Source organism: Erwinia sp. MYb416, from assembly GCF_037479575.1.
Lineage (GTDB): Bacteria > Pseudomonadota > Gammaproteobacteria > Enterobacterales > Enterobacteriaceae > Erwinia > Erwinia rhapontici.
On the sequence record NZ_JBBGYT010000439.1, the window covers coordinates 653,574 to 679,097 of the forward strand.

The window sequence follows — 25,524 nt, forward strand, 5'->3', positions numbered from 1 at the left end:
CCTGTTTATGCTAGCCTGCGGAAAACGAAAACAGCACAGGAATAGGGCAATGGACGGACAGCAGATTCAGACACTCACCATGCAGATAGCTCTGGCGCTGCCCGAAGCAGAGCTTGACTACCCTTTCGGCCCGGAGATTGAGGTATTTAAAGTGCGCGGTAAGATGTTTGCGCTGATGTCGCAGGTGCGCGGCGAACGCATCGTGAACCTGAAGTGTCGCCCGGAAGATGGCGAACTGCATCGGGTGATCTACGACAGTATTCATGCGGGCTGGCATATGAATAAACGCCACTGGATTTCGATTTATCCGGGGGAGCAGATTACTGAGGGATTAGTGAAACAACTGGTGGAGGAGTCTTACGATCGGGTGGTGGCAGGTTTGCCGAAACGCTTAAGGCCAAGCGCACTGAGGGACAGTCGCGAATAGCCCCCATTTAAGATCAAAAAAAGGGGCGATGACTCGCCCCTTTTTCAGCACTGCGTAGCAGCAAACTATGCCAGCTTGCGCATCACCAGGGTGGCGTTGGTGCCACCGAAGCCGAAGCTGTTAGACATCACGGTGGTCAGCTTACGCTCGGTAGGCTGAGTCACGATGTCCAGGCCTTCTGCTGCCGGGTCCAGTTCATCAATGTTGATGCTTGGTGCAACAAAACCGTGCTCCAGCATCAGCAGCGAGTAAATCGCTTCCTGCACGCCAGCGGCGCCCAGTGAGTGACCTGTCATCGCTTTGGTCGCCGACATCGCCGGGGTTTTATCCGGGAATACGGCACGGATAGCGCCCAGTTCTTTCACATCGCCCACTGGCGTTGAGGTTCCGTGGGTGTTCAGGTAGTCAATTGGGGTATCCACACCTTCCATTGCCATACGCATGCAGCGCATTGCGCCTTCACCGGATGGCGCCACCATGTCAGCACCGTCAGAGGTCGCACCGTAGCCAACGATTTCAGCGTAGATATGTGCGCCACGCGCCAGTGCGTGCTCCAGCTCTTCAACCACAACCATACCGCCGCCGCCTGCGATAACGAAGCCGTCACGCTGCTGATCGTAAGTACGGGACGCTTTTTCCGGGGTGTCATTGTATTTGGTGGACAATGCGCCCATCGCGTCAAACTCACAGGACATTTCCCAGCACAGCTCTTCGCCGCCGCCAGCAAATACGATATCCTGTTTGCCCAGCTGGATCTGCTCTACAGCGTTACCGATGCAGTGCGCAGACGTGGCGCAGGCAGAGCTGATTGAGTAGTTCACGCCATGAATTTTGAACGGGGTCGCCAGGCAGGCAGACACGCCAGAAGCCATTGCCTTGGTCACCATATACGGGCCAACGCCACGCAGACCTTTGGCACGCATACCGTCAACGCTGGCAGCCTGATAGAACGGTGAACCACCGCCGGAACCGGCAACCAGGCCCACACGTGGGTTGTTCTGGTACTGCTCATCGGTCAGGCCGGAATCTTTCACCGCATCCTGCATGGAGAGGAAAGCATAGATTGACGCATCGCTCATAAAACGCAGCATTTTGCGATCGATACGGGCTGAAATGTCGTCCTTCGTTAACTTAACGTTACCCCAGACGTGACTACGCATGCCGGAATCTTTGAGTTCTTGCGAGAAGGTGATGCCAGAACGGCCTTCACGTAATGATGCCAGAACTTCCTCTTGGTTATTACCAATACTGGAAACGATCCCTAGGCCAGTAATCACAGCACGTTTCATTCAATACCTCTTTCACTTCTAATTAGGATTCGACTGGCACTCTAGCTTACAGTTGTACGCCGAACAAGTCCGATCAGCGAATTCCTTGTGTAAATTTGCGTAGGGTCAAGCACATCGTTAAAATCGCGCCACTGCCTGAGCAATGAGCCTTTGCCGTGAAAACCGCACCAATAGAGCACGCACAACTACGCTGGAACGATCAGGGTACACCTGTATCCCGAGTATTTGATGATGTCTATTTCTCTAACCAGAATGGTCTGAAAGAAACCGGCTACGTTTTTCTGGAGGGTAATCACCTCCCCGAACGTTTCACCACGCACCCGCGCGATCTCTTTATTGTGGCCGAGACTGGATTCGGAACGGGCCTGAATTTTCTGACGCTATGGCAGGCTTTTGATGCCTTCACCACGCGTGAGCCAGAAGCCAGACTCCAGCGATTACACTTTATCAGCTGTGAAAAATTTCCTTTAACGGCCAGCGATCTCGACGCCGCCCTGCAAAGCTGGCCACAGTTGGCCAATTATGCGCGCCAGCTGCGTGAACAGTGGCCGCTCGCGTTACCCGGCTGCCATCGTCTGCTGCTGGATGGCGGGCGTGTTACGCTCGATCTGTGGTTTGGCGATATTAATCAACTTATCCATACTTTTGATGACACCCTGAATCAGCAGGTCGACGCCTGGTTTCTGGATGGTTTCGCCCCGGCCAAGAACCCGGATATGTGGACGCCGGAACTGTTTGACTGTATGGCACGCCTGGCGAGGCCGGGCGGCACGCTGGCCACCTTTACGGCGGCCGGATTTGTGCGTCGTGGTCTGCAGCAGGCCGGATTTGAGGTGACAAAGCGCAAGGGGTTTGGTGAAAAGCGCGAGATGCTGATTGGCCATCTGCCCGCTGCTGTGGTCCGGCCTGCGCAGGCTCCGTGGTATGCGCGCCCGGCCGCTGAGGGCGATGATTTTGCCCTGGCAGGGGGAGGCATTGTCAGCGCACTGCTGGCCCTGGCATTACTGCGGCGCGGTAAAAAGGTCACGCTTTATTGTGCCGATGCCCGCCCGGCCGAGGGCGCTTCCGGCAATCGCCAGGGCGCAGTTTACCCGCTGCTCAACCACCACGATCCGGCACTGGCACAGTTTTTCCCTGCCGCCTTTACCTTTGCCCGCCGCGTCTACAATCAGCTGACCCTACCTTTCGAGCATGACTGGTGCGGCGTCACTCAGCTGGCGTGGGACGAAAAAAGCGCGGAGAAAATCAGCAAAATGCTGCAAATGGCGCTGCCGCCCGCGCTGGCTGCCGCCGTGAACACCGAAGAAGCGGAAGCACTGTGCGGCGTCACCACCGGCTGCGGCGGCATCACCTACCCGCTGGGTGGCTGGCTCTCTCCGGCAGAACTGACCGCGGGACTGTGGCAGCAGGCAGCACAGCAGGGCGCGACGTTACACTGGCAGCAAGAGATCACGCAGTTGACGCCACACCCGGCAGGCTGGCAGCTAAGCTTCCGCACGCAGCCTGACTGCACGCATCGTAACGTGGTGCTGGCAACCGGCCACCGTCTGACAGATTTCATCCAGAGTGAGAAGCTGCCCCTCTATGCGGTGAGTGGTCAGGTCAGCCACGTACCCACCACGGAGGCACTGTCCGCGCTGAAACAGGTGCTGTGCTACGACGGCTATCTGACGCCGGTCAGCCCACAGTTTCAGCAGCACTGCATCGGAGCCAGCTATCATCGCGGCGATACTGCGACAGAGTACCGCGCCGACGATCAGCAGGAGAATCGCGATCGCCTGCTCCGCTGTCTGCCGGATGCAGGATGGCCGCAGGAGATTGATGTCAGTGACGGCAAAGCACGCTGTGGCGTTCGCGCCGCCACGCGCGATCATCTGCCGATGATGGGCGCACTGCCGGACTATGCCGCTACGCTGCACCAGTACGAAACGCTGGCACAGCAGCAGCAACAGCAACAGGCTGAGCCCGCACCGGTTTATCAGGGCCTGTTCGTGCTGGGTGCGCTGGGATCGCGTGGACTGTGCAGCGGACCGCTGGCAGCAGAAGTACTGGCGGCGCAATTGTGTGGCGAACCGATCCCGCTTGACCGCTCCACCCTGGCCGCCACCAGCCCCAACCGCTACTGGGTGCGCAAACTGCTGAAAGGAAAAATACCGAAGTAAGAATAATCCTTGCTTTAATGTGCTTATGGCAGGAAATATCATGACCCGCGCCGGATAAATAGCATAACATTCCCATTGTGCCCCTGAATTCTTCAGGGGCATTTTTGTATCTGGCCCGTAAACGAACAAACGGAAAGAACGGGCCATCAAGGATGATTTGCTATGGACTTCACGCTTAACGGCCGGCACGTCTCGATTGACGATGTGCACTCAGATACCCCCCTTCTTTATATATTGCGTAATGACTTCCAGTTAAATGGTCCAAAGTTTGGCTGCGGCATCGGTGAATGTGGTGCCTGCACCATTATTATTGACGGTGTGGCCGCCCGATCCTGTAGCGTGCCTGTCCATACTGTCGCCGGCAGGCAAGTCACGACCCTGGAAGGATTGGCAGAGGATGATGGGCTGCATCCGGTACAACAGGGCTTTATTGATGAACAGGCCGCTCAGTGTGGCTACTGCACCAACGGCATGATCATGACGCTGGTGGCACTCTTCCGGCGCAATCCGCGGGCATCAGAGCTGCAGATTAAAAATGAGCTGGCATTTAATCTGTGCCGCTGCGGCACCCATCTGGAAATTTTGCGCGCGGCGCAGAAGGCACGCGAACTCATCAGCGGAAGTCAGCCATCATGAACCTGTTCACTCTGACACGCCGCCGCCTGGTGCAGATGGGGGGTTTTGTAAGTGTAAGCACTCTCCTGCCAAACCTTTCGCTGGCCCAATCCACGGCAATAAGCGCTTCACCCCCGGTCACGATCGGCAGTTTTATCGCACTGGCCGCAGATGGCAAAGTGACCGCCTTTAACGGCCATGTCGACCTCGGCACCGGTGTGCGTACGGCGCTGTCGCAATATGTCGCCGATGCACTGGATGTTCCCTTCAGCGCCATTACGATGATACTGGGTGATACCGCTTCAACGCCGGATCAGGGCCCGACAATTGCCAGCGCCACACTACAGGTGACGGCGGTCCCGCTTCGCCAGGCAGCCAGCCAGTTGCGTCAACAACTTATGCTGTTGGCGGCAAAAGCCATGAATCTCTCCGCAAGCCAGGTGTATACCAATGCGGGCTGGGTCATTGACCGACAGCGTCCGGATCGCCGCCTGAGCTATGGCCAACTGGCTCAGGATAAAGACACGCATTTGCCTCTGGACACCGCTGTCCCGCTGTATAGCGCAAACCGCTATACCGGTAAATCGGTGGCGCGCGTGGATATTCCGGCAAAAGTGAGTGGCAAACTGACCTGGGTTCACGATCTCCGCATACCCGGTATGCTGCATGGCCGCGTAGTGCGCCCGCCTTATGGCGGTGCTGATAGCAGTGCCCCGCTGGGGCACAGTCTGATTTCAGTCGATGAGCATTCTGTTGCCCATCTTCCGGGTATCGTGAAGATTGTGGTGATGAAGGATTTTGTCGGCATTGTCGCCTTACGTGAAGAGCACGCGATTGCTGCGATGTACGCGCTAAAAGTGAACTGGAAGCCCTGGGCCGGACTGCCTGCGCTGGGCCTGGACCAGTTGCATCACACGCTGGCCAATTGTGAGAAAACCCCGCGCGTACTGCGTGACGATGCAGGCACTGACAGCGCGCTGAAGAACCGGCATGTCGCCGTTGATGCCGACTACGTCTGGCCCTATCAACTGCATGCCTCTATCGGTCCTTCCTGTGCCGTAGCCGACGTGCGCAACGGGCAGGCAACGCTGTGGTCAGGCACGCAGAACCCACACGATCTGCGTAGAGACATCGCACTGCTGCTGGAACTGGCCCCTGCCATGGTCGAGGTGAAACGTATGGAGGCCTCCGGGTGTTACGGGCGTAACTGCGCGGATGATGTCGCCGCCGATGCGGCATTGCTGTCACAGGCAACGGGCAAACCCGTGCGCGTGCAGCTCATGCGCGAACAGGAAGCCGCATGGGAGCCCAAAGGCGCCGCGCAGTTAATCCGCGTCAGCGGTGGGCTGGACCGCATGATGAATATCTCATGCTACACGCTGCGCACCTGCTATCCCTCCAATAATGCCACCACCCTGCCGCTGATCCTGACGGGAAAAGTGCCCAACCAGCCAGTCGTCCAATCTATGGGGGATCGCACCGCCATTCCGCAGTACCACTTTCCCCATATGCGGATGATCTGTGAAGATGCCGCCCCGCTGGTACGCGCTTCATGGATGCGCGGCGTTTCGGCTCTGCCGAACGTGTTTGCTCATGAGAGTTGGATCGATGAAATCGCCTGGCATTCTGGCCGCGATCCGATCGATCTGCGCCTGGAACATCTTGAAGATTCACGTGCGATTGTCATGATTAACCATCTGAAGAAAATGGCTAAATGGAAAAATGGTCCGCCTCACCATCGCCCTCAACACGAGGGTTCCGTACTACGGGGTCGTGGTTTCGCCTCGGCGCGCTATGTCCACAGTCAGTTCCCCGGATTTGGTGCCGCCTGGGCTGCCTGGGTCTGTGATTTAAGCGTGAATCGCCAAACCGGAGAGATTACGCTGAACAACATCTTCGTCAGCCACGACTGCGGGCAAATGGTCAACCCGGACGGGGTTCGCCATCAGGTGCACGGCAATATTATTCAGTGCGCCAGCCGGGTGTTAAAAGAGTTTGTCACGTTTGATGCCAGCGGGACGACCTCACTTGAGTGGGGCAGCTACCCGCTACTGCGTTTTGACGAGCTGCCTGACATCCAGATCGCGCTGATGGACTACCCGGACGAACCCGCTATGGGTGCCGGCGAATCCGCGTCCGTGCCGGGGGCCGCAGCCATCGCAAACGCCCTGTTTGATGCCACCGGCATTCGTTTCCGTGCGCCGCCGTTTACCCCGGATCGCGTGCTGCGCGCGTTACAGGGAGGCCACGTATGATTCAGAATAAATGGCTGCGCATGTCAGGCGGGACGGTGCTGGCACTGGTTGTCGCCGTGGCGATATTCAGTCTGCAACCCGAGATTGCCCCGATTTCCCCTCCGGATGCCGCGCAGTTTTCTGCCGAAAGTATCAATAGAGGAAAAACCCTGGCGGCACTGGGTGACTGTAGCGCCTGTCATACCCGCCCGGGGGGCGTGACCAACAGCGGGGGGCTGGCCATGGACACGCCGTTTGGCACGATCTACACCAGTAATATCACCCCGGATTTCACCAGCGGGATTGGCGGCTGGTCTTACCCGGCATTCCTGCGCGCGATGCGTTACGGTATTGACCGCCGTGGGCATTACCTCTACCCGGCGTTTCCCTATACCTCCTTCACGCAAGTCAGCAACGATGATTTGCATGACCTTTATGCCTTTCTGATGACCCGGCCCGCCGTCAGCTATCAGCCGCCGGAAACACGGTTATCCTTTCCGTTCAGTATTCGCCAGGGGATGGCGGCATGGAACTGGCTGTTCCTGCACCCGGGAGAACGCACACCGGACCCGCAGCAGAGCGCCATATGGAATCGGGGGGCTTATCTGGCCGGAGGGCTGGGCCACTGTAGCGCCTGCCATTCACCACGTAATCTGGCCGCTGCCGAAAAACACGGTAGTGATGCGCTGAGTGGCGGTGTTGCTGAAGGCTGGATCGCCCCCGCGCTTAACGACCGATCTCCGGCACCTGTCGCCTGGGATGAAGTGCAGTTGCAGCGCTATCTGCGTACCGGATATTCCCCGGAACACGGCGTAGCAGCAGGCCCGATGGGACCGGTGATCGCGGGCGGGCTCTCGCAGCAATCGGATGAGGATCTGCAGGCATTAGCCCACTGGCTGGTCAGCTTCCAGTCCCCCACCTCGGCACAGGCCGATGAACTGACTGCACGTGCAGAACAACGTGCACTGCGTCTCGACTCCGCAGGAGCGCGGCAGTATGCCGGTTCCTGTATGGTCTGCCACTCCCAGCAGAAAGGGCCGCAGCTGTTGGGTGTGCGCCCGTCACTGGCGCTGAACAGTAATCTGTATAGCGCTATGCCCGATAATCTTATCCGCATTGTGCTGGGCGGTATCAGCCATCCGGCAACCCGCGATCTGGGCACCATGCCCGGCTTCCGCCATCAGCTTAGCGATCACCAGATCGCCACGTTGCTGAACTGGTTGCGCACTGATTTCGCGGGTCAAACGCCCTGGTCCGATCTGGAGAACAAGGTGGCAGCGATTCGTCAGCAGAATCATGGAGCCGAATAAATGAAGGATGTGGGGATATTAGTGATGGCGGCAGGCAACAGCCGGCGCTACCGCGAACAGGATGGGCGGCATAAGCTGCTGGTCAGGCATCAGGTGTGCGGCAATCTGTCGCTGCTGGCCCACACCTTGCAAATAGCCACTGCCGCCTGCGGCAAGCGGGTGAATGTGGTGTTACGTCCGGAAGATCATGCGTTGATCGAGACGGCACGGCGTTATCACTGTGGCATCACGTTGCTGGAGAGCCCTTCTCTGGGCGACTCGATCGCCGCAGGCGTGGCGGCACAGCCTTACTGGTCCGGCTGGCTGGTGATGCTGGCTGATATGCCCTGGTTACAGTTAAATACGGTAAAGCGAGTCCGTCAGGCACTGGCCTTTGCCGATATTGTCCGCCCGCAGTGGAAGCTGCAGGTCGGCCACCCTGTCGGCTTCAGTGCCAACGTGCGTGAAACGTTACTCGGCCTGCAAGGCCAGGAGGGGGCACGTTCTATTCTGAACGGTGCCCCGCCGCTGCTGTTACAGGTGGACGACCCGGGTTGCGTGCGCGATGTGGATGTCCCTGGTGACTGGGCGGAATTCTGATGGTGAGCTCTCTGGATATCCAGGTGCTGGAAAACGCCCTGACCTGGGTGAGTAAGCAGCGTTGTATCTGGCTGTGTACCGTCCTGCAAACCTGGGGATCGGCACCCCGTGCGCCCGGCTCGTTGCTGGCGGTTTCTCAAGAGGGTGCTGTCTGTGGTTCGCTTTCCGGCGGCTGCATCGAACAGGATTTTCTGCAGCGGCTGGCTGCAGGTGACCACCGACTGCCCAGCCAGCAGGTACGATACGGTACAGGGGGGCTGTCACCGAATGTCGCGCTGCCCTGCGGCGGCAGCCTTAATGTATTGATTGAATACCTCCCCGCGTCGGCAGAGACCGAACACTACCTGACGCAAATGCTTCAGGCGCTGCGCGGCGAGGTCAGTCTGGAAAAACAGATTGCGCCCGGCCAACCGGGGCGGTTGCTCCCCACTGACATCATAACAGGGCGGCCGCGCGTGACGCAGCAGGCTAATGGCCTGGTCCTGACGCTCAGTGCAGCTACCACGTTACTGATTGCCGGGCTATCTCCGGTGGCGGAATACTGCATGCATTTCGCACGCATGCTGGGGTTTCATATCCAGGTATGCGAGCATCGCGATGCGTGGCTGGCTGAGTTTGACGCCCGCACGATGCTGAATTCCGGGGTGGAAATGATTCGTTGTTTTCCTGCCCGCCATCTGGAGCAGCACGGATGTCCTGCACATACGGCGGTGCTCAGCCTGACACACGATGCGCGCATTGACGACCTGACGCTGGTAGAAGCCTGTCATACGTCCGCATTTTATATCGGTGCACTGGGTTCACAGAGTACCAGTGAACGCAGGCGGGTGCGGCTGGCAGAAATGGGAGAGCTGAGTCGTGAACAGCTGGCACGTATCAGCGCGCCAGTCGGCATGGCGCTGGGCAGCAAAACGCCGCCAGAAATTGCGCTGGCGATTATGGCGGATATTGTTCGGGTAAAGAATGGGGTTTGAATACAGGGCAGAAGGCGGCCTTCTGCCCTGCGGGTCGTACGCCGTTTACTGGGCCTGCAGGAACAGCCTGTCCCACATGCTCATCACCAGGACCTGGTCACGCGGGGAAAGCTCACCTGCCTTGATCGCTTTATCCAGGCTGATTTGCACCTGAGTCTGCAACGCTTCCGGCGTGTGTTCGCCGGCCTGTTCAATTTCGGCCACGGCCAGCGTCAGATGACCACGCAGGTAACCGCCGGCAAACAGCTCATCGTCGCTGGCATGTTCTACCATGTCATCAATCAGGCCCAGAATACGCGCCTCAAATTCATCGATCATATAATCCTCTGTAAGCTAGTCGCTCCCCGTTCAGCACAAATCTTCCGGCCAGGGAAACAGTGCCGCCGTCAGCGGTGGAGTTGAGTAAAACGAGCGAAGTTCAGCAATCAGTCGGGCCGGGCGCGCAGGAATGCCCTTATCCAGATAGTCCATCACCTGAGCATGAACTTTACGCTGGAACGCAATGCGATCCGGTTCACAATCACCTTCAAGATTGTCACAACTTACATTGAACGGAAAGCCTGCCGCAACACTTAACAACCACTCCAGCGCCTGGGGTTTGATCTCGACGGATTCAAACTGGCCCTGGGTCTCAGCATCACGCCCATCAGGGCAGTACCAGTAGCCAAAATCCACCTGCTTGCGGCGCTCGGCACCGGCAATGCACCAGTGGGAAATTTCATGCATTCCGCTGGCGTAGAAACCGTGGGCAAACACTACCCGGTTCCAGGGTGACGTCTCGTCAGCAGGAAGATAGATCGGTTCGTCATCACCTTTAATCAGGCGGGTCTGAAAATCATTCATAAAGCAGCGATCGAAGATATCGATCAGATCCTGATAGTGGTGTTGCTGGCTCATAGCTATTTGTCGTGTCAGTAAAAAACGCGCAATTTTGACATTTTGTCAGGCAGGTTTCGAGCACTATTGCATATATTGTCTCACGCGAAAAAGGTGGGCAGGTTATCAATGTCTTACCACCACTCGCCAACATGACGCATAAAGTTTCGGCTTAACGCTCCGATAACCGTTGGCACAGGCGCGATCGTTTTATTGCGCCATCTTATTTTATGGAAAAATAAACGTTTTACTTTAACTATGCGCAATCTCAAAACATCTCATTGAACATGCTGATGAGATAACGCTTTCCACCTTTAAATATTCTCTGGCTGCCACGCTTATCCCGCTGAAATCAGTGAAATAATCTTAGCCCGTGACATGGACGTCCTGAAATCCTGTTGACAACCTCATACCCTTTCAGGCGAGTGTGAATGAAGCAAAAATCAAATAAAACAACAATGATGATCAACGGAAATACCCGTGGACTGATCAGGCAGCCCCTGGTCGGTATGCTGGTATTACTGGGAGGACTTTTTCTTTGCGCTATCGTTGCGCTGTTTTACATCGCCGCTCAACAGAATACCCATGAAGACAAGCACCTTCAGTTACTGATGGGTAAAGCAATCGAAAACCGTCAGGATATTATGCATGCGCATACGATGGACAATGCCGACTGGGGCGAAGCCTGGAAAAATCTGCATTTGACGATAAACACCGAATGGGCCTGGGACAATCAAAACCTTGGGGAGTCCCTGTATCAACGTTTTCATTATGAGGGCATTTTCGTTGTCTCTCCGCAGGGAAAAACAGGTTACAGCGTGCTCGAAGGACAGCTGAAGCTACAGAGCGTTGCAACATGGCTGGGCATCGATCCTCTGCCCCAGCTTCAGCAACGGCTGAATGTGTCAGGGGGGAATGCCATCTCGATGCTGGTGGTCTCGCAGGGGCGAGTCACCATCGTCAGCGCCGCTTGGATCACCCCCGATGGGGCGGCCAGTGCAGATACGGAAAACGGCCCGCATTCAATTCTTATCTTCGCCGACAGGCTCACCCCGGAGAAGCTGAGTCATATGGCGCTGGAATACGGTATCCAGGGCGCACAAATATTCAGTACACAAACCGCACTCCAGCCTGAAGACCGTAACATGCTGGCACTGCCCGCCCTGGGCGGAACGATCACATTCACCTGGCAGAGTGATGATCCCGGTAATGCTCTGGTAACGGGTATTCTGCCTGCGCTGGTATTGCTGATGTTTACCACCCTGCTGACCGCCCTGATGCTGATGAAAAATGCCCTGCGTAAAGCACGTCTCAGTGATGAGAGTCATTTCCAGCTGGAACAAAGCAAGAAGGCTCTCTACAACAGCGAATGCCGTTTCAGGGATGTCGCTGAAACCACCACGGACTGGATTTGGGAAGCGGATGAGAACTTAACGTTTACCTGGATATCCGAGCGCTTCCCGGTGATTACCGGCTACCACATTTCTGACTGGATTGGCCGTCCGGCAACGGAGTTTTTACTGAACGACAGTAATGCCCTGGCGCAACTGACTTACCTGTGCCAGTCCGGTGGCCGCATCACGCTTCCTCATTGCCACTATCTCTCGGCCCAACAACATCAACGCTACTGCAATATGATCGTTAAACGCGTGTACCTGCCTGGCGGAAAAACCGGGTTTCGTGGCACAGCAACCGATGTCACCCAGGAAGTAAAAGCACAGGAGCGCGTGCGTTATTTATCACACTTCGATGAGTTAACCGGCCTGCCTAATCGTGTGCAGATGAAAGAGTTCCTCGAAGGAAAATTGAATTCAGCGCCCAGCACTGAACAGCAGCTGGCTATTGTGATGGTTGACCTGGATAAGTTTAAACCGGTTAACGATGTCTACGGGCATGCGGCCGGTGACAGCGTGCTGCATGAAGTCTCTGCCAGGCTACGCGCCTGCCTGAAAACATCCGGCATGGTGACCCGCCATGGCGGTGATGAATTTATTATTATTCTGCCGGAGGTTCAGGATCAGCGCGATATTGCCACCCTGTGCCAGCAGATTATTGATGAGATTAACCGGCCCTTCCTGATTGCCAACGGCGAAATTTTTATCGGGGTCAGCCTGGGCATTGCCCTCGCCCCTCAGGACGCCAGTACCGCCAGTGACCTGCTGCGTTATGCCGACATCGCACTCTACAAAGCCAAAAATGAGGGGCGTAACCAGTGGGCATTCTTCCAGCGCGATATGGGGGAAAAAATTGTCCAGCGCCGCGAGATGGAACAGGAACTGCGTGAGGGAATTCGCGCAGGCCAGCTGCGTCTGGTTTACCAGCCGCGTTACGATACCCACTGTTCGTGTATCACGGCGGTTGAAGCGCTGGTCAGATGGCAACACCCACACCACGGACTGCTGATGCCTGACCAGTTTATCCCGCTGGCGGAAGAAACCGGCTTGATTAACGCACTCAGCGACTGGGTATTGTTCACAGCCTGCAGTGATGCGCTGAACGCTATGCCGGGGTTAACGGTGTCGGTGAATATCTCGGCAAGTGAATTCCAGGACAGCAGCCTGTACAACAGAATAAAAGGGGTGTTAGAAAAAACAGGACTGGAGAGCTCATTGCTGGAGATCGAAGTCACCGAAAATGTCACATTGCATGATCCGGCCAAGACACAGAAAACCATGCTACAAATTAAGGAACTGGGCGTGAAGTTCCTTATCGATGATTTCGGCACGGGTTTTGCCTCGTTAAGCTATCTGCGCAACTTCCCGTTTGACGGTATAAAGCTGGATAAATCCTTTATTTTCCCTATGGATGATTCGGTACGCGCCAGGCAAGTCGTCGAAAATATGATTGGCCTCGGCAAGGCCTATTCTCTCTATGTCACCGCCGAAGGCGTTGAAACACAATCGCAGATGGAGCAGTTAACGCTGTTGCAGTGTGACAGCCTGCAGGGGTATTACATCGGCAAACCGATGGCCCTTGAACATCTGATTGCACTACCGACCTGCCGCACCCGCACTTAATGCCTGTGCCTGCTGGCGAAAAGCCAGCGGAGCCAGGCCGTAATGTTCTTTGAAGATGCGTGAAAAGTGAAAAGGCGAAACAAAACCACACTGCTCGGCGATCAGTGCCACGGGCAGGTGGCTGCGCATCAGCAGGCGTTCCGCATGGCGCAGGCGCACATCGCGCAGATAGCGGGCCGGAGTCTGGCGCAGATGACGGCGAAACAGCGCAATCAGATGATTTACCGAACAGTGGGCGCGGGCTGCGATATCCTCCAGCGCCAGCGGATGCTGGTAGCGCATAGCAATAAAGCGGCAGGCTTCACGTACCCCCTTCGGCATGGTTTGCCGCTCCTCTCCCGATGGCTGAATAGCGCGTGAGGCGTAGTAATAGAGCAGTGTTTCTGCCAGCGAGATTAACGCTCGCGGTGCGCCTTCAGGCTGAGAGGTTAAACTGATGCCCAGCTCCATCAGTTGCTCTACCTGATGGTCAAAAGCAATGGTGGCAGGCAAATGTGCCAGCTCGAGATTAAAGTTCGCCGGGAGGGCCGCGAAATCCAGCTGGCACCAGATATGCTCGCTGGGCAGCAGTGAGTCAAACTGGAACAACTCACGCTCTCCCGGCAGCAGCAACGCCAGCGTGCCGGGCAATAACAGCAGTGAACGCTGCGCCGTCTCAATCGTCACGCTGCCACTCAGCAGCGCAATAAACTGAATGCCGCGCTGAATACGCGGCCCGTACACATCCCCAGCCCCGTACCGCGACAGACCGAAATATCCCTCCATGACGGGGACCGTCAGTGTGATTTCAGACATTTTTTTCACCACTTTGGTCATGTACCCCCCGGCCCCTGGCAGGCTATCTTTTCTCCACTCTTCAGCCGTATAGCGGCGAACACAACCCGAAACTGTGCGCAGAGCCTGATTGTGCGACGCAGATCAAACTTTGATTTCAGACAGGAGAAAACTATGGCAAATGCCAACGTGCGTCTTGGCGTCAGTCCGCTGGCCTGGACCAACGATGTGCTGGAAGATCTGGGGGATGATGTCAGTGCCCTGCAATGTATGCAGCAGGCTGCCGCCATCGGCTATCAGGGGATTGAACTGGGCCGTAAATTTCCCCGCGAGCTGGCAGCCTTGCAACCGCTGTTGCAGGAAACCGGGCTGTCACTGGCTTCCGGCTGGTTCTCCGGCACCCTGGCCGACATTAGCGTGCAGCAGGAGCTGCACAATGTGGCCGATCATGCCCGCCTGCTGAGTGCGCTGGGCTGTTCCGTCATGGTGTATGGCGAATGTGGGGGGATGCCCGGCGAGACACCGCTGGATATCGGTATTTCCCACTCACCCAAACTCAGCGCCATTGACTTTGATGCTTACGTACGGCGGTTGAGCCAGTTCGCCTCGGCACTGTATCAGGAATATGGCCTGAAGCTGGCTTACCACCACCATCTGATGATGCTGGTGGAGCATCAGGATGAGATCGAGCGCTTTTTCTCTGCCACCCATGAGGATGTCGGGATGCTGCTGGATACCGGGCATGCCGTGGCGGCAGGCGCCGATCTCAACGCGCTGATCCGCCAGTTCGGCAGCCGTATCTGCCATATCCACCTGAAAGATATTCGTCGTGCGCGCCTGGAAAAGGTGTACCAGCAGGATGAAAGTTTTAACCAGGGCGTACGCGGCGGCATGTTCACCGTGCCCGGTGATGGCGGTATCGATTATCAGCCGGTGGTGGATTTCGTCAATCACAGCGGCTATCGCGGCTGGCTGATCGTTGAAGCAGAACAAGACCCGATCCAAGCGCCCCCGGTGCCCACCGTGACGCGCGCCTTCCATCATGTTAATGCTCTTTTTTCGCGCTAAGGAAATACGATGTCTGACACTCTGAATATTGGCCTGATCGGCTCCGGTTTTATGGGGCAGGCGCATGCAGACGCCATCCGCCGCGCTGCCCTGCTCTACCCTGATTTACCGAAAACACCGGTGTTGTACGCCATTGCCGACCAGAACCAGGCGATGGCACAGCAGGCGGCACAGCGCTTCGGCTCGCTGCACGCCTTTGGCGACTGGAGGGAGATGGTGCAGGACCCGAATATCGATGTGATTGATATCACCTCGCCCAACCATCTGCATCATCAGATGGCACTGGCCGCGATCAACGCCGGGAAGCATGTTTACTGCGAGAAACCGCTGGCCGTCACGGAATCCGAGGCACGAGAGATGGCGGAAGCCGCACGCCGGGCCGGGGTGAAAACCATGGTGGCGTTTAACAATATCAAAACCCCGGCGGCGCAGCTGGCGAAGCAGCTGATTGAGCGCGGCGAGATCGGCACCCCGGTGCGTTTTCGCGGCACTTTCGACCAGGGTTTCTATAACGACCCGGAGCTGCCCTGGTCCTGGCGTTGCTCGAAAGAACTGGCTGGTTCAGGTTCTCTTGGCGACCTGGGCGCCCATACCCTGTCGGTGGCACAGTATCTGATGGGCGGCGTCAAAGAAGTGTGCGCCAGCGGGCAGACACATCTTAAAACCCGTCCGGTGCCCGGCGTCGACAGCGGTTACGCCAGTAAGGTCGAGGCCAATGCGCAACGTCGCGAGGTGGAAAACGATGACCAGATGCAGTGCCTGGTGAGCTTCGACAGCGGCGCTGCCGGGGTGATTGAGTCTTCACGTATTGCCGCCGGGCGCATTTTCGGCGTCTACTGGGAAGTGTCCGGCACCGAAGGCACGCTGTATATGGACGGTGAGCGCTTTAACGAACTCCAGGTATTCCGTTTTAACGATGATAAGCGCGATCGTGGGTTCAAAACCCTGTATGCGGGCAGCCAGATCCCCGCTTATTCAGCCTTCTTCGGCTTCGATTTCGGCGGCGGCGGGCTGGGTTACTTCGATGTCAAAGTGCTGGAAATGTATGACCTGGTGCAGGGAATTTGCCGCGATGACGACTGCTACCCGAACTTTACGTTCGGCTGGGAGAATCAGCGCATCTTACAGGCGATTGAGGATTCGATGGAGCAGCGCCGCTGGATCAATGTGAGAAGAGGTTAGGTGTTGTGCAGCGGGTCAGGCATGCCTGACCCCTACTGATGCTACATACGGAGAAGCGTGGCATTCGTAAGAGCATGCCATGCGCGGGCAGTGACATCCGTAGGGATGTGGCATCCGTAGAGGCGAGGCATCCGTAGGGGCGTGGCATGCCGCGCCCGAAAGCACATTATGAGGCGCGGCATTCGTAAGAGCATGCCATGCGCGGGCAGTGGCATCCGTAGAGGCGAGGCATCCGTAGGGACGTGATATCCGTAGGGGCGTGGCATGCCGCGCCCGAAAGCACATTATGAGGCGTGGCATTCGTAAGAGCATGCCATGCGCGGGCAGTGACATTCGTAGGGGCGCGGCATGCCGCGCCCGAAAGCACATTATAACGAATGGAACCACGCAATGATTTCCGCGCCGTGGCTGTCATACAGCAATTTCGCACTCATCACCGCCGACACAATCACAATCATCGGGCGGATCAGCTTCTGCCCTTTGGTCAGCACCATTCTGGCACCCAGACGTGCGCCGCACACCTGACCCGCGAGCATCACCAGCCCCACCAGCCACACCACTTTTCCGCCAATCATAAACAGCAGCAGGCCACCGAGGTTGGAGGTGAAGTTCAGCACTTTGGCATGGGCGGTCGATTTCGCCAGGTTGTAACCGCACAGGGTCACGAACGCCAGCGCATAAAACGAACCCGCGCCAGGGCCGAAGAACCCGTCATAAAACCCAACGCATCCTCCAGCCACCAGTGCAAACGGCAGACCATGGAGACGACGCTGACGATCTTCCTCCCCAATCTTCGGCATCAGCAGGAAATAAAGACCAATGGTAATCACCAGCAGCGGCAGCAGCTGGCGCAGAATATCGCCCTGCACGTGCTGTACCAGCAGCGCACCGCTGATCGATCCTAAAAAGGTCAGCGCAATATTCAGCTTTTGCTCGCGTAAATCCACGGCTTTGCGGCGGATAAAATAGAGGCTGGCAGAAAACGACCCGCCTACCGACTGCAGCTTATTGGTCGCCAGCGCCTGGGCTGGCGACAACCCGGCTGCCAGCAGCGCAGGCACCGTCAGTAAGCCGCCGCCGCCCGCAATCGCATCGATAAACCCCGCCAGTAAGGCCACCAGAAACAGAACGCCCAACAGCCACGGAGCAACACTTACCCATTCCATTTATCGTTATGCCTTACAGTAAATGTTTATCCAGCAAAGCCTGGCAGGATGGCGGTAACGGAGGGGGCTCGCGCTTCACCGGCGGTGTACTGCCCGGTTTCGCTGGCGCAAACCAGCTTTGCAGTTCGGCACCACAGCCATCACCCGGCGGTGGGATCGGTTGATCCTGGCACTCAAGGCTTCCCGCCGGACAGCGCAGGCGCACATGCATATGGGCACGATGCTGGAACCACGGACGCACCTTGCGTAACCACTCACGATCGCTACCGGCATCCGCACAAAGCTGCTTTTTAATCGCCGGATTCACGAAAATACGCGTCACCTCGGGATCTTTCGCCGCCAGCTTAATCAGGCTGTCAATTTCTGGCTGCCAGTGGCGTGCCACCACATTTTTTCCATCGGCGGCAACCAGATCAAGCGGCTGAGGTTTCAGCAGCATTTGCTGTGTCCAGCGCTGTTTGGGGAGCTGTAACCAGATATCCACATCCAGCCCGGACTGATGACTGGCGTGGCCGCTGCTGAAACGACCGCCTGCCGCCATGCCCATATCACCGACCAGCACTTCCCCCAGCCCCAGTTGATTTGTCTGGGTGCTGAGACGCTGAATAAAAGCAATCAGGTCCGGGTGACCAAAATAGCGACGCTGATCGGTACGCATCACCTGATAACCGGATGCCTCCAGCGGCAGCGGCTGTGCACCAATAATACAGCCGTTAGAGAAGGCACCAATTGACTGCGGTGCACCGCTAATCGGCTGGTGGATTGTCTGCCACGGCGTGGCGGCCTGTGCGGTCGCCGTCGATATCAACAGCGCACACAGCGCCATCAGCGTCTTTTTCATGGGTTACCAGCGCGGGTAAGTGGTTTCAACGTCAGCATTCTGCGCGCGATGACGCAGTAAGTGATCCATCAGCACAATCGCCATCATCGCTTCGGCAATCGGCACCGCACGGATCCCAACGCACGGATCGTGGCGGCCTTTGGTGATCATCTCAACTTCTTCACCGCTGCGGGTCAGTGTTTTTCCGGGTACGGTAATGCTTGAGGTCGGCTTCATCGCCAGATGAGCCATAATGCTCTGACCGCTGCTGATGCCGCCCAGAATGCCGCCAGCATGGTTGCTCTGGAAGCCATTAGCACGGATCTCATCACGGTGTTCGCTACCGCGCTGGCTGACCACGGCAAAGCCGTCGCCAATCTCAATGCCTTTTACCGCATTGATGCTCATCAGCGCATGTGCCAGGTCAGCATCCAGACGGTCAAAGACCGGCTCGCCCAGACCTGCCGGGACGTTTTCCGCCATCACGGTCACTTTGGCACCAATGGAATCGCCCTCTTTCTTCAGAGCACGCATCAGTTCGTCCAGCGCTTCAATTTTATCAGGGTCCGGGCAGAAGAAGGGATTCTGTTCTACCTGGTCCCAGTCTTTCAGCTCGCAGGCCACATCACCAATCTGCGCCAGATAACCGCGCACGATAATGCCGTGTTTCATCTCAAGGTATTTTTTAGCAATGGCCCCGGCCGCAACGCGCATCGCCGTTTCACGCGCCGATGAGCGGCCACCGCCGCGATAGTCGCGAAAACCGTATTTCTGGTCGTAGGTGTAATCCGCATGACCGGGACGGTAGAGATCTTTGATCGCGCCGTAGTCCTGCGAGCGCTGATCGGTGTTTTCAATCAGCAGACCAATACTGGTTCCGGTGGTTTTGCCTTCAAACACGCCGGACAAAATTTTCACCTGGTCCGGCTCACGGCGTTGGGTGGTATAGCGCGAAGTGCCAGGGCGGCGGCGATCGAGATCGTGCTGCAAATCGGCTTCGGTCAGTGGGATGCCCGGAGGCACGCCATCCACGATACAACCGAGGGCGATGCCGTGTGATTCGCCAAACGTCGTGACCCGAAATACTTGTCCAATGGTATTACCCGCCATGCTGGCTCCTCGCTAAAATGGTGAATCAGTCTTTATAGATTTTAAAATGATGTTGTGCATCAATAATCTGTTGTTTCGTCAGCATGAACACGCCGTCGCCACCGTTATCGAATTCCAGCCAGGTGAAAGGCACATCCGGGTACTGGTCAATCATATGCACCATGCTGTTACCCACTTCACAAATCAGCACGCCCTGCTCACTGAGGTAGTCCGGTGCGCAGGCGAGAATACGACGGACCAGTTTCAGACCATCGCTGCCTGCTGCCAAACCGAGTTCCGGCTCATGGCGGTATTCGTTTGGCAGATCGTCCATATCATCCGCATCAACATACGGCGGGTTGGTGACAATCAGGTCGTACTGCGTCTTAGGCAGTTCGCGGAACAGGTCGGCACGAATTGGCGTAACGTGGTGATCTAAACCGTGTGCGCCAATGTTCTGCTCGGTAACCGCCAGCGCATCGGTGGATATATCCACGGCATCCACTTCAGCGTCCGGGAAGGCATAGGCACAGGCGATTGCGATACAGCCGCTGCCGGTGCACATGTCCAGAATATGCTGGGGTTCATGGCTGATGATGCCGTCAAAGTGGCTGTTAATCAGCTCACCGATCGGCGAACGCGGGACCAGCACGCGCTCATCAACATAAAACTCATGGCCGCAGAACCAGGCTTTATTGGTGAGGTAAGCCACCGGAATGCGTTCGTTAATACGGCGGATCACACGCTCAACAATGCGGTGACGCTCGCTCGAGGTCAGACGCGCAGTGCGCATATCTTCAGGAATATCCAGCGGCAAATAGAGCGTCGGGAGCACCAGCTGAACAGCTTCGTCCCAGGGATTGTCGGTGCCGTGGCCATACCAGATATCAGCAGCAGAAAAGCGGCTGACCGACCAGCGCAACATATCCTGAATAGTGTGCAGTTCATTGACTGCTTCATCGACGAAAATTTTGTCCAAAGTGCCCTCCGCAGGCCGTTCTGTTAAACCCGGGCGCTAGTTTGCCACGAAGCTTGAGATAATTCAGCGCGAGGGGGTGAAAAAGCTGAGATTTGTTTCAGCCACGGGCGAGGAAAAGGTAGACTGACCCCAAATTGTGGATGAAATGACCCTTTAAAGGGGCAATCTACCCTAACTGACAGCATAGCGATCCCCTGAGATGAGTAAAAAAGAGAATCTGAATGCGGACGATCGGGCGCTGTTTCGCGGGCTGATGACCGGCACACGCAAGCTGGCCCAGGACACGATTGTCCACAAGCCACCGCGCAAAAAGATAAGCGAAGTCCCGCAGAAACGCCTGCTCTCCGAGCAGATGGATAACAGCCACTATTTTTCCGATGAGTTCCAGCCGCTGCTGGCGACGGAAGGCGCGGTGCGTTACGTTCGTAGCGACGTAGACCACTATGAGTTGAAAAAGCTGCGACGCGGGGATTACAGCCCGGAGATATTTCTCGACCTGCACGGATTAACCCAGAAGCAGGCCAAAGAGGAGCTGGGTGCACTGATTGCCGCCTGTCGCCGCGAACATATCTTCTGTGCCAGCGTAATGCACGGCCACGGCAAGCATGTTCTCAAACAGCAGACACCGCTGTGGCTGGCCCAGCACCCCATGGTGATGGCCTTTCATCAGGCGCCGAAGTTGTTTGGCGGAGATGCTGCCCTGCTAGTGTTGATTGAGATTGAAGAGTGGATGCCGCCGGAATTGATGCTGCCGTAGCGCGGAGCCTGTATTTCGCTACGGAGGTGTCACGATGGAGATCAGGGGTCGGGCCGACCGGAATAAAGATCGGCCCCTGGGGCAGGCATCACATCGCTTTCGCTAACTTGGCAGGGGATACCTGCCATTCCAGCTTGCCAGCCGCATTCTCCGCATCGAAGTCAACGCAGGCAATCGCCGAGGTGGCAAACATCGGTGGCGCTTCCTGCGGGCATAACTCAGCCACCAGATAGCCCACCAGCGGCAGGTGAGAGATCACCAGCGCCGATTTGACGCCTTCGTTTGCCAGTACCTGCAGGTAGCAGGCCACCAGGCCAGGATCGCCGCCCGGAGTCAGCTCCGGCAGCACATCTTCGCCTTCCGGCAAGGGCAACACTTCACGTACCTGATTCAGTGTTTGCTGCGCACGCAGATAAGGACTGACCAGTACGCGCTCAATATCCACTGACTGGCCGTTAAGCCAGGTCGCCATCTGGCGAGTCTCATCACAGCCGCAATGGGTCAAAGGTCTGACTGAATCACTTGCTGCATCTAATGCTGCATCGCCGTGACGCATAATGAAAACTTGCATATAGCACCGCTGTTGTTAAACAAAAACGCCGGGGGACAACGCCGTCCGACTCTTCATCCAGAGAATGAACGCTGTGTTGTACCCCAATGCCTTGAGTATAGTCAACCGATTGTTTACTTAGTGAGCGACGTGCAGATTAACCCGCAAACATCATTCGCTAACCCCACCAGACTATCCCACTGAATCAGTGCAACTATTCAGCTTAACTTCCGGTTTATAGAAGGTTTCCTCGGCGTCAGCCATTTTTTTCAAACGTTCACAAGGGGCAAAACGCGGCCCGTGACGCTGCATAAGTTGCTCTAAACTGTTTACCACTTCACCGATGCCCAACTGGTCCATATAGTGGAAGGGGCCCCCGAGAAACGGCGGGAAGCCGATGCCAAAAACAGCGCCGATATCGCCGTCACGCGCGCAGGAAACCACCTCTTCGTCCAGCGTACGCGCCGCCTCATTCAGCAGCATCATCACACAGCGCTGAGCGATATTCTGTGCGCTGAGATGGTGTTTTGCACTGATATTCAGCAAGCGATAAATCGCGCTGTCCGGCTGCTTTTTCCGCCCTTTCTGCGGATAAAGGTAGAAACCACGTCCGTTCTTCCGTCCCTTGCGATCGTCCTTCAGCACCGCATCCAGCGCGGCCGGTAATGCAAAACGCTCGCCCCATGCCTGTTGCAGGATTGGCATAATATGCGTGCCGACATCAATCCCGACTTCATCCAGTAACTGCACCGGCCCCACCGGGAAACCGAACTGCACCAGCGCGTGGTCAATAGACTCAATCGGCTCCCCTTCCAGCAGACAGTGCATCGCTTCAATCATATAGGGGGCGAGAATGCGGTTAACGTAGAACCCGGCCCGATCGGCCACCACAATCGGTGTTTTACCCTGTTTCTTCGCCAGCGCCACCGCCGTCGCCACGGTGGCCGCCGCCGTTCCGGCATGGGGGATCACCTCCACCAACGGCATTTTTTCCGGCGGACTGAAGTAATGCAAACCGATGACATTCTCTGGCCGCTGCGCACCAGAGGCAATATCCGCAATCGGCAGCGATGACGTATTAGAAGCAAACAGCGTGTCTGGCGAACAGTGCGCCTCAACCTCAGCCACCATTTTTTGCTTCAGCGCCAGATCTTCAAAGACGGCTTCAATGACCATATCACGCTGGCGGAAGCCCTGATAGTCAGTGCCACCGCTGATCAATGCCATCTGTTGCTGACGCTCTGCCACACTCAGGCGGCGGCGGTTGACCTGCTGAGTCAGCACCTGCCAGCTGGTTTTCAGCGCCCGGTTAATGCCTTCCGGGTTCACATCTTTAATGCGCACGGGCAGCCCGGCGCGGGTAGCCGTGATGCAGGCGATACCTCCCCCCATCAGGCCACCGCCCAGCACACCAATACGCTTCAACTCACGCGGCGCAGCCTGGGCACCCGGATCTTTTTTCAGGGCGGTAGTGGCGAAAAACAGGCTGCGCAAAGCGGCGGACTGCGGCGTCATCGCCAGTTCACCAAATGCCTGCGCCTCGGCGGCATAACCGCTACCGCTGCCCTGTTCCAGCCCGCAGCGCACCACGCTGAGTATTTTGTCTGTCGCCGGGTAATTCCCGTGCGTTTTCGCCTGCGTCTGGCGTTTTGCCAGCGCGAACAGTATCGCCCTGCCCGCCGGGCCGGTTAACAGCCGTTCGCGCAGCGGTAACGGCTTTCTGGCGCTGCGCGCTTTCAGTGCCAGCTTCACCGCTGTCTCCAGTAATATACTCGCTGCCACCGCGTCATCCACCAGCCCGCATTTCAGGGCCGCACGCGCACGCAGGGTTTTGCCTGTCAGGATCATATCCAGCGCGGTCGAAGCGCCAATCAGACGCGGCAGCCGCTGCGTTCCCCCGGAGCCCGGCAACAGCCCCAGCTGGACTTCCGGCAGGCCGAGCCGGGTTTTATCATCCAGCGAACAGACGCGATGATGGCAGGCCAGTGCCAGCTCCAGGCCGCCCCCGAGGCAGGCACCGTGGATGGCGGCCACGACCGGCACCGGCAGCGCAGCGATCTCCGCCATCACGGTCTGCCCGGCGTGTGCCAGCGCGCTGGCCTGCTCTGCCGTGTCGCAGGCCGCGATCATGCTGATATCGGCCCCGGCAATAAAAGAGTCCGGCTTGCCGGAGATCAGCACCAGCCCGGCAAGGTGCGGATTGGACCGTGCCTGTCTGAGGACATCGCGAATTTGCCCGGCAAAGGCCTCCTTCAGCGTGTTCATCTTCTCATCAGGCACATCGATAGTGATCACGCCGACGTTATCCAGGCGCATGCTGAGCGTAAAAGCCGTTTTCTGTTCCATTATTCCGCCTCCAAAACCATTGCGGCACCCAAACCCCCGGCGGCGCAGGCGGTCACCAGCCCCAGCCCGCCACCGCGCCGACGCAGCTCATTTAGCGTCTGCGTGATCATCCGTGCCCCGGTCGCGGCGAACGGATGACCATAAGCGATAGAGCCACCCAGCACGTTGAACTGCTCCTGATTCACCTCGCCCAGCGCATGGGGACGGTTCAGCACCTCGCGGGCAAAACGTTCATCCGCAAACATCTTCAGGTTAGCCAGCGTCTGCGCCGCAAACGCTTCATGCATATCAATCAGAGAAAGGTCGGCCAGCGTGATCCCCGCACGATCCAGCGCCAGCGGTGAAGCATAGGAAGGCCCCAGCAGCATATCCTGGCGCACATCAATGGCGGTAAACGCATAGCTGCGCAGGTAGCCCAGCGGCACCATGCCCAGCTCGCGCGCGCGGGACTCGGTCATCAGAACCACCGCAGCAGCCCCGTCGGTGAGTGGCGTGCTGTTTGCTGCCGTGACCGTACCGTGTTTTCGGTCAAATGCCGGGCGCAGGCGGGCATAGTCTTCAGGACGGGATTCGCTGCGCACATTGTTATCCTGCTGAACGGGCTGCTTCCACGGGGGAGCATAAGCCGTCATCACCTCGTCATTTAACAGCCCCTGTTGCCAGGCACGCGCCGCATGAAGATGGGAGCGGTGCGCCAGTGCATCCTGCTGCTCGCGGGTAATGCCATGATCTTTCGCCATCTGTTCGGCGGTATCGCCCATGCGCAGCCCGGTGGAATATTCGGCCACCGCCGGAGGCACCGGCAGTAAATCGCGCGGACACAGCTGGCTAAGGAGTGTAAGTTTTTGCGGCAACGTACGCGCTTTGCTGAGGTCGACCAGCACCCGCGCCAGCGTTTTACTGACGCCAATCGGCAGCACTGAGGAAGAGTCCGCGCCACCGGCAATACCGGCCTGAATCGTCCCTGCCAGCAGGCTCTCGGCCACATTCGCCACCGCCTGAAAGCTGGTGGCGCAGGCGCGGCTGACGCTGTAGGCATCGGTATGCACACTCAGGCCGCTGGCCAGCACAATTTCACGGGCAATATTGGGGGCTTCCGGCATCTGCACCACCTGGCCGAACACCAGCTGTTCAATGGCGTCAGCGGGGATCTCGCTGCGCGCCAGCAGTTCACTGATCACCATGCGCCCCAGTTCCAGCGCCGGAATACCGTGAAACGCGGTGGCCTGGCGGACAAATGGCGTACGCAATCCGTGGGTGATTGCGATACGGTCACCCTGACGTGTCAGCAAAGGTATAGCTTTACTCAT

Annotated in this window: 22 protein-coding genes; 11 read left to right on the forward strand and 11 right to left on the reverse strand. The window is 57.3% G+C overall.

Features of this window, described 5'->3' with window-relative positions:
• The first annotated feature begins 49 nt into the window (after positions 1-49).
• Positions 50-427 (forward strand): MmcQ/YjbR family DNA-binding protein, encoded by a 378-nt coding sequence (locus tag WH277_RS21690; RefSeq protein WP_133841331.1) that lies wholly within the window; start codon positions 50-52, stop codon positions 425-427.
• A 65-nt stretch (positions 428-492) separates the two neighbouring features.
• Here WH277_RS21690 and fabB read toward each other — a convergent pair whose 3' ends face one another.
• Positions 493-1,716, reverse strand: coding sequence for a beta-ketoacyl-ACP synthase I (fabB, locus tag WH277_RS21695; protein ID WP_133841330.1), 1,224 nt, complete (start codon positions 1,714-1,716; stop codon positions 493-495).
• A gap of 155 nt (positions 1,717-1,871) precedes the next feature.
• Between fabB and mnmC the strand changes: the two genes are divergently transcribed.
• From mnmC to WH277_RS21725, 6 genes are all read left to right on the forward strand, one after another.
• Positions 1,872-3,878 (forward strand): bifunctional tRNA (5-methylaminomethyl-2-thiouridine)(34)-methyltransferase MnmD/FAD-dependent 5-carboxymethylaminomethyl-2-thiouridine(34) oxidoreductase MnmC, encoded by a 2,007-nt coding sequence (gene mnmC, locus WH277_RS21700; protein ID WP_339506874.1) that lies wholly within the window; start codon positions 1,872-1,874, stop codon positions 3,876-3,878.
• Positions 3,879-4,040: 162 nt separating this feature from the next.
• The gene (locus WH277_RS21705) at positions 4,041-4,514 is read left to right on the forward strand and encodes a (2Fe-2S)-binding protein (RefSeq protein ID WP_133841328.1); all 474 of its coding nucleotides are present in this window, start codon (positions 4,041-4,043) and stop codon (positions 4,512-4,514) included.
• The gene (locus WH277_RS21710) at positions 4,511-6,748 is read left to right on the forward strand and encodes a xanthine dehydrogenase family protein molybdopterin-binding subunit (protein ID WP_339506877.1); all 2,238 of its coding nucleotides are present in this window, start codon (positions 4,511-4,513) and stop codon (positions 6,746-6,748) included. The genes WH277_RS21705 and WH277_RS21710 overlap by 4 nt, the downstream gene beginning before the upstream one ends.
• Entirely contained in the window at positions 6,745-8,037 is a 1,293-nt protein-coding gene (locus tag WH277_RS21715) for a c-type cytochrome (RefSeq protein ID WP_171149081.1), read from the forward strand. The genes WH277_RS21710 and WH277_RS21715 overlap by 4 nt, the downstream gene beginning before the upstream one ends.
• Positions 8,038-8,616 (forward strand): nucleotidyltransferase family protein, encoded by a 579-nt coding sequence (locus WH277_RS21720; RefSeq protein ID WP_133841325.1) that lies wholly within the window; start codon positions 8,038-8,040, stop codon positions 8,614-8,616. It abuts the gene before it with no gap.
• A complete protein-coding gene (locus tag WH277_RS21725) occupies positions 8,616-9,590 on the forward strand; it encodes an XdhC family protein (protein WP_205945462.1) in 975 nt (324 codons plus the stop codon). The genes WH277_RS21720 and WH277_RS21725 overlap by 1 nt, the downstream gene beginning before the upstream one ends.
• A gap of 45 nt (positions 9,591-9,635) precedes the next feature.
• Here the strand turns inward: WH277_RS21725 and WH277_RS21730 are convergent, their stop codons facing one another.
• Together WH277_RS21730 and WH277_RS21735 are read right to left on the reverse strand one after the other, a co-directional pair.
• Positions 9,636-9,908 carry a YfcL family protein gene (locus tag WH277_RS21730; protein ID WP_133841324.1) on the reverse strand — a complete coding sequence of 91 codons (273 nt, stop codon included), beginning with the start codon at positions 9,906-9,908 and terminating at the stop codon, positions 9,636-9,638.
• A 30-nt stretch (positions 9,909-9,938) separates the two neighbouring features.
• Positions 9,939-10,487: an elongation factor P hydroxylase gene (locus WH277_RS21735; protein WP_339506881.1), complete on the reverse strand. Its 549-nt coding sequence runs from the start codon at positions 10,485-10,487 to the stop codon at positions 9,939-9,941.
• Between the two features lie 410 nt (positions 10,488-10,897).
• Between WH277_RS21735 and WH277_RS21740 the strand changes: the two genes are divergently transcribed.
• Positions 10,898-13,483 (forward strand): bifunctional diguanylate cyclase/phosphodiesterase, encoded by a 2,586-nt coding sequence (locus WH277_RS21740; protein ID WP_133841322.1) that lies wholly within the window; start codon positions 10,898-10,900, stop codon positions 13,481-13,483.
• On the opposite strand, the gene WH277_RS21745 is transcribed toward WH277_RS21740, so the two are convergent.
• Positions 13,457-14,278, reverse strand: coding sequence for a helix-turn-helix domain-containing protein (locus tag WH277_RS21745; protein WP_159336256.1), 822 nt, complete (start codon positions 14,276-14,278; stop codon positions 13,457-13,459). The two genes, WH277_RS21740 and WH277_RS21745, sit on opposite strands and share 27 nt — an antisense overlap.
• A gap of 153 nt (positions 14,279-14,431) precedes the next feature.
• Here WH277_RS21745 and iolE point away from each other — a divergent pair, with 153 nt between their 5' ends.
• Both iolE and WH277_RS21755 read left to right on the forward strand, forming a co-directional pair.
• The gene (gene iolE, locus WH277_RS21750) at positions 14,432-15,325 is read left to right on the forward strand and encodes a myo-inosose-2 dehydratase (protein ID WP_339506884.1); all 894 of its coding nucleotides are present in this window, start codon (positions 14,432-14,434) and stop codon (positions 15,323-15,325) included.
• Between the two features lie 9 nt (positions 15,326-15,334).
• Positions 15,335-16,507 carry a Gfo/Idh/MocA family protein gene (locus tag WH277_RS21755; RefSeq protein ID WP_339506886.1) on the forward strand — a complete coding sequence of 391 codons (1,173 nt, stop codon included), beginning with the start codon at positions 15,335-15,337 and terminating at the stop codon, positions 16,505-16,507.
• Between the two features lie 368 nt (positions 16,508-16,875).
• On the opposite strand, the gene WH277_RS21760 is transcribed toward WH277_RS21755, so the two are convergent.
• From WH277_RS21760 to prmB, 4 genes are read right to left on the reverse strand one after another with little or no spacing between them, the layout of a single operon-like run.
• Positions 16,876-17,673 carry a sulfite exporter TauE/SafE family protein gene (locus tag WH277_RS21760; RefSeq protein ID WP_159336253.1) on the reverse strand — a complete coding sequence of 266 codons (798 nt, stop codon included), beginning with the start codon at positions 17,671-17,673 and terminating at the stop codon, positions 16,876-16,878.
• A gap of 13 nt (positions 17,674-17,686) precedes the next feature.
• Complete coding sequence (mepA, locus tag WH277_RS21765; RefSeq protein ID WP_133841317.1) at positions 17,687-18,514, reverse strand: penicillin-insensitive murein endopeptidase; 828 nt, start codon at positions 18,512-18,514, stop codon at positions 17,687-17,689.
• A 3-nt stretch (positions 18,515-18,517) separates the two neighbouring features.
• Positions 18,518-19,603 carry a chorismate synthase gene (aroC, locus tag WH277_RS21770; protein WP_133841316.1) on the reverse strand — a complete coding sequence of 362 codons (1,086 nt, stop codon included), beginning with the start codon at positions 19,601-19,603 and terminating at the stop codon, positions 18,518-18,520.
• Between the two features lie 25 nt (positions 19,604-19,628).
• Complete coding sequence (prmB, locus tag WH277_RS21775; RefSeq protein ID WP_133841315.1) at positions 19,629-20,561, reverse strand: 50S ribosomal protein L3 N(5)-glutamine methyltransferase; 933 nt, start codon at positions 20,559-20,561, stop codon at positions 19,629-19,631.
• Positions 20,562-20,760: 199 nt separating this feature from the next.
• On the opposite strand from prmB, the gene smrB reads away from it, so the two are divergent.
• On the forward strand, positions 20,761-21,318 hold the full coding sequence (gene smrB / locus WH277_RS21780) for an endonuclease SmrB (RefSeq protein WP_339506889.1): 558 nt from the start codon (positions 20,761-20,763) through the stop codon (positions 21,316-21,318).
• A gap of 88 nt (positions 21,319-21,406) precedes the next feature.
• Here the strand turns inward: smrB and sixA are convergent, their stop codons facing one another.
• From sixA to fadI, 3 genes are all read right to left on the reverse strand, one after another.
• Positions 21,407-21,889 (reverse strand): phosphohistidine phosphatase SixA, encoded by a 483-nt coding sequence (gene sixA / locus WH277_RS21785; protein ID WP_133841313.1) that lies wholly within the window; start codon positions 21,887-21,889, stop codon positions 21,407-21,409.
• A 171-nt stretch (positions 21,890-22,060) separates the two neighbouring features.
• On the reverse strand, positions 22,061-24,214 hold the full coding sequence (fadJ, locus tag WH277_RS21790; protein ID WP_339506891.1) for a fatty acid oxidation complex subunit alpha FadJ: 2,154 nt from the start codon (positions 24,212-24,214) through the stop codon (positions 22,061-22,063).
• A complete protein-coding gene (gene fadI / locus WH277_RS21795; RefSeq protein WP_339506893.1) occupies positions 24,214-25,524 on the reverse strand; it encodes an acetyl-CoA C-acyltransferase FadI in 1,311 nt (436 codons plus the stop codon). The genes fadJ and fadI overlap by 1 nt, the downstream gene beginning before the upstream one ends.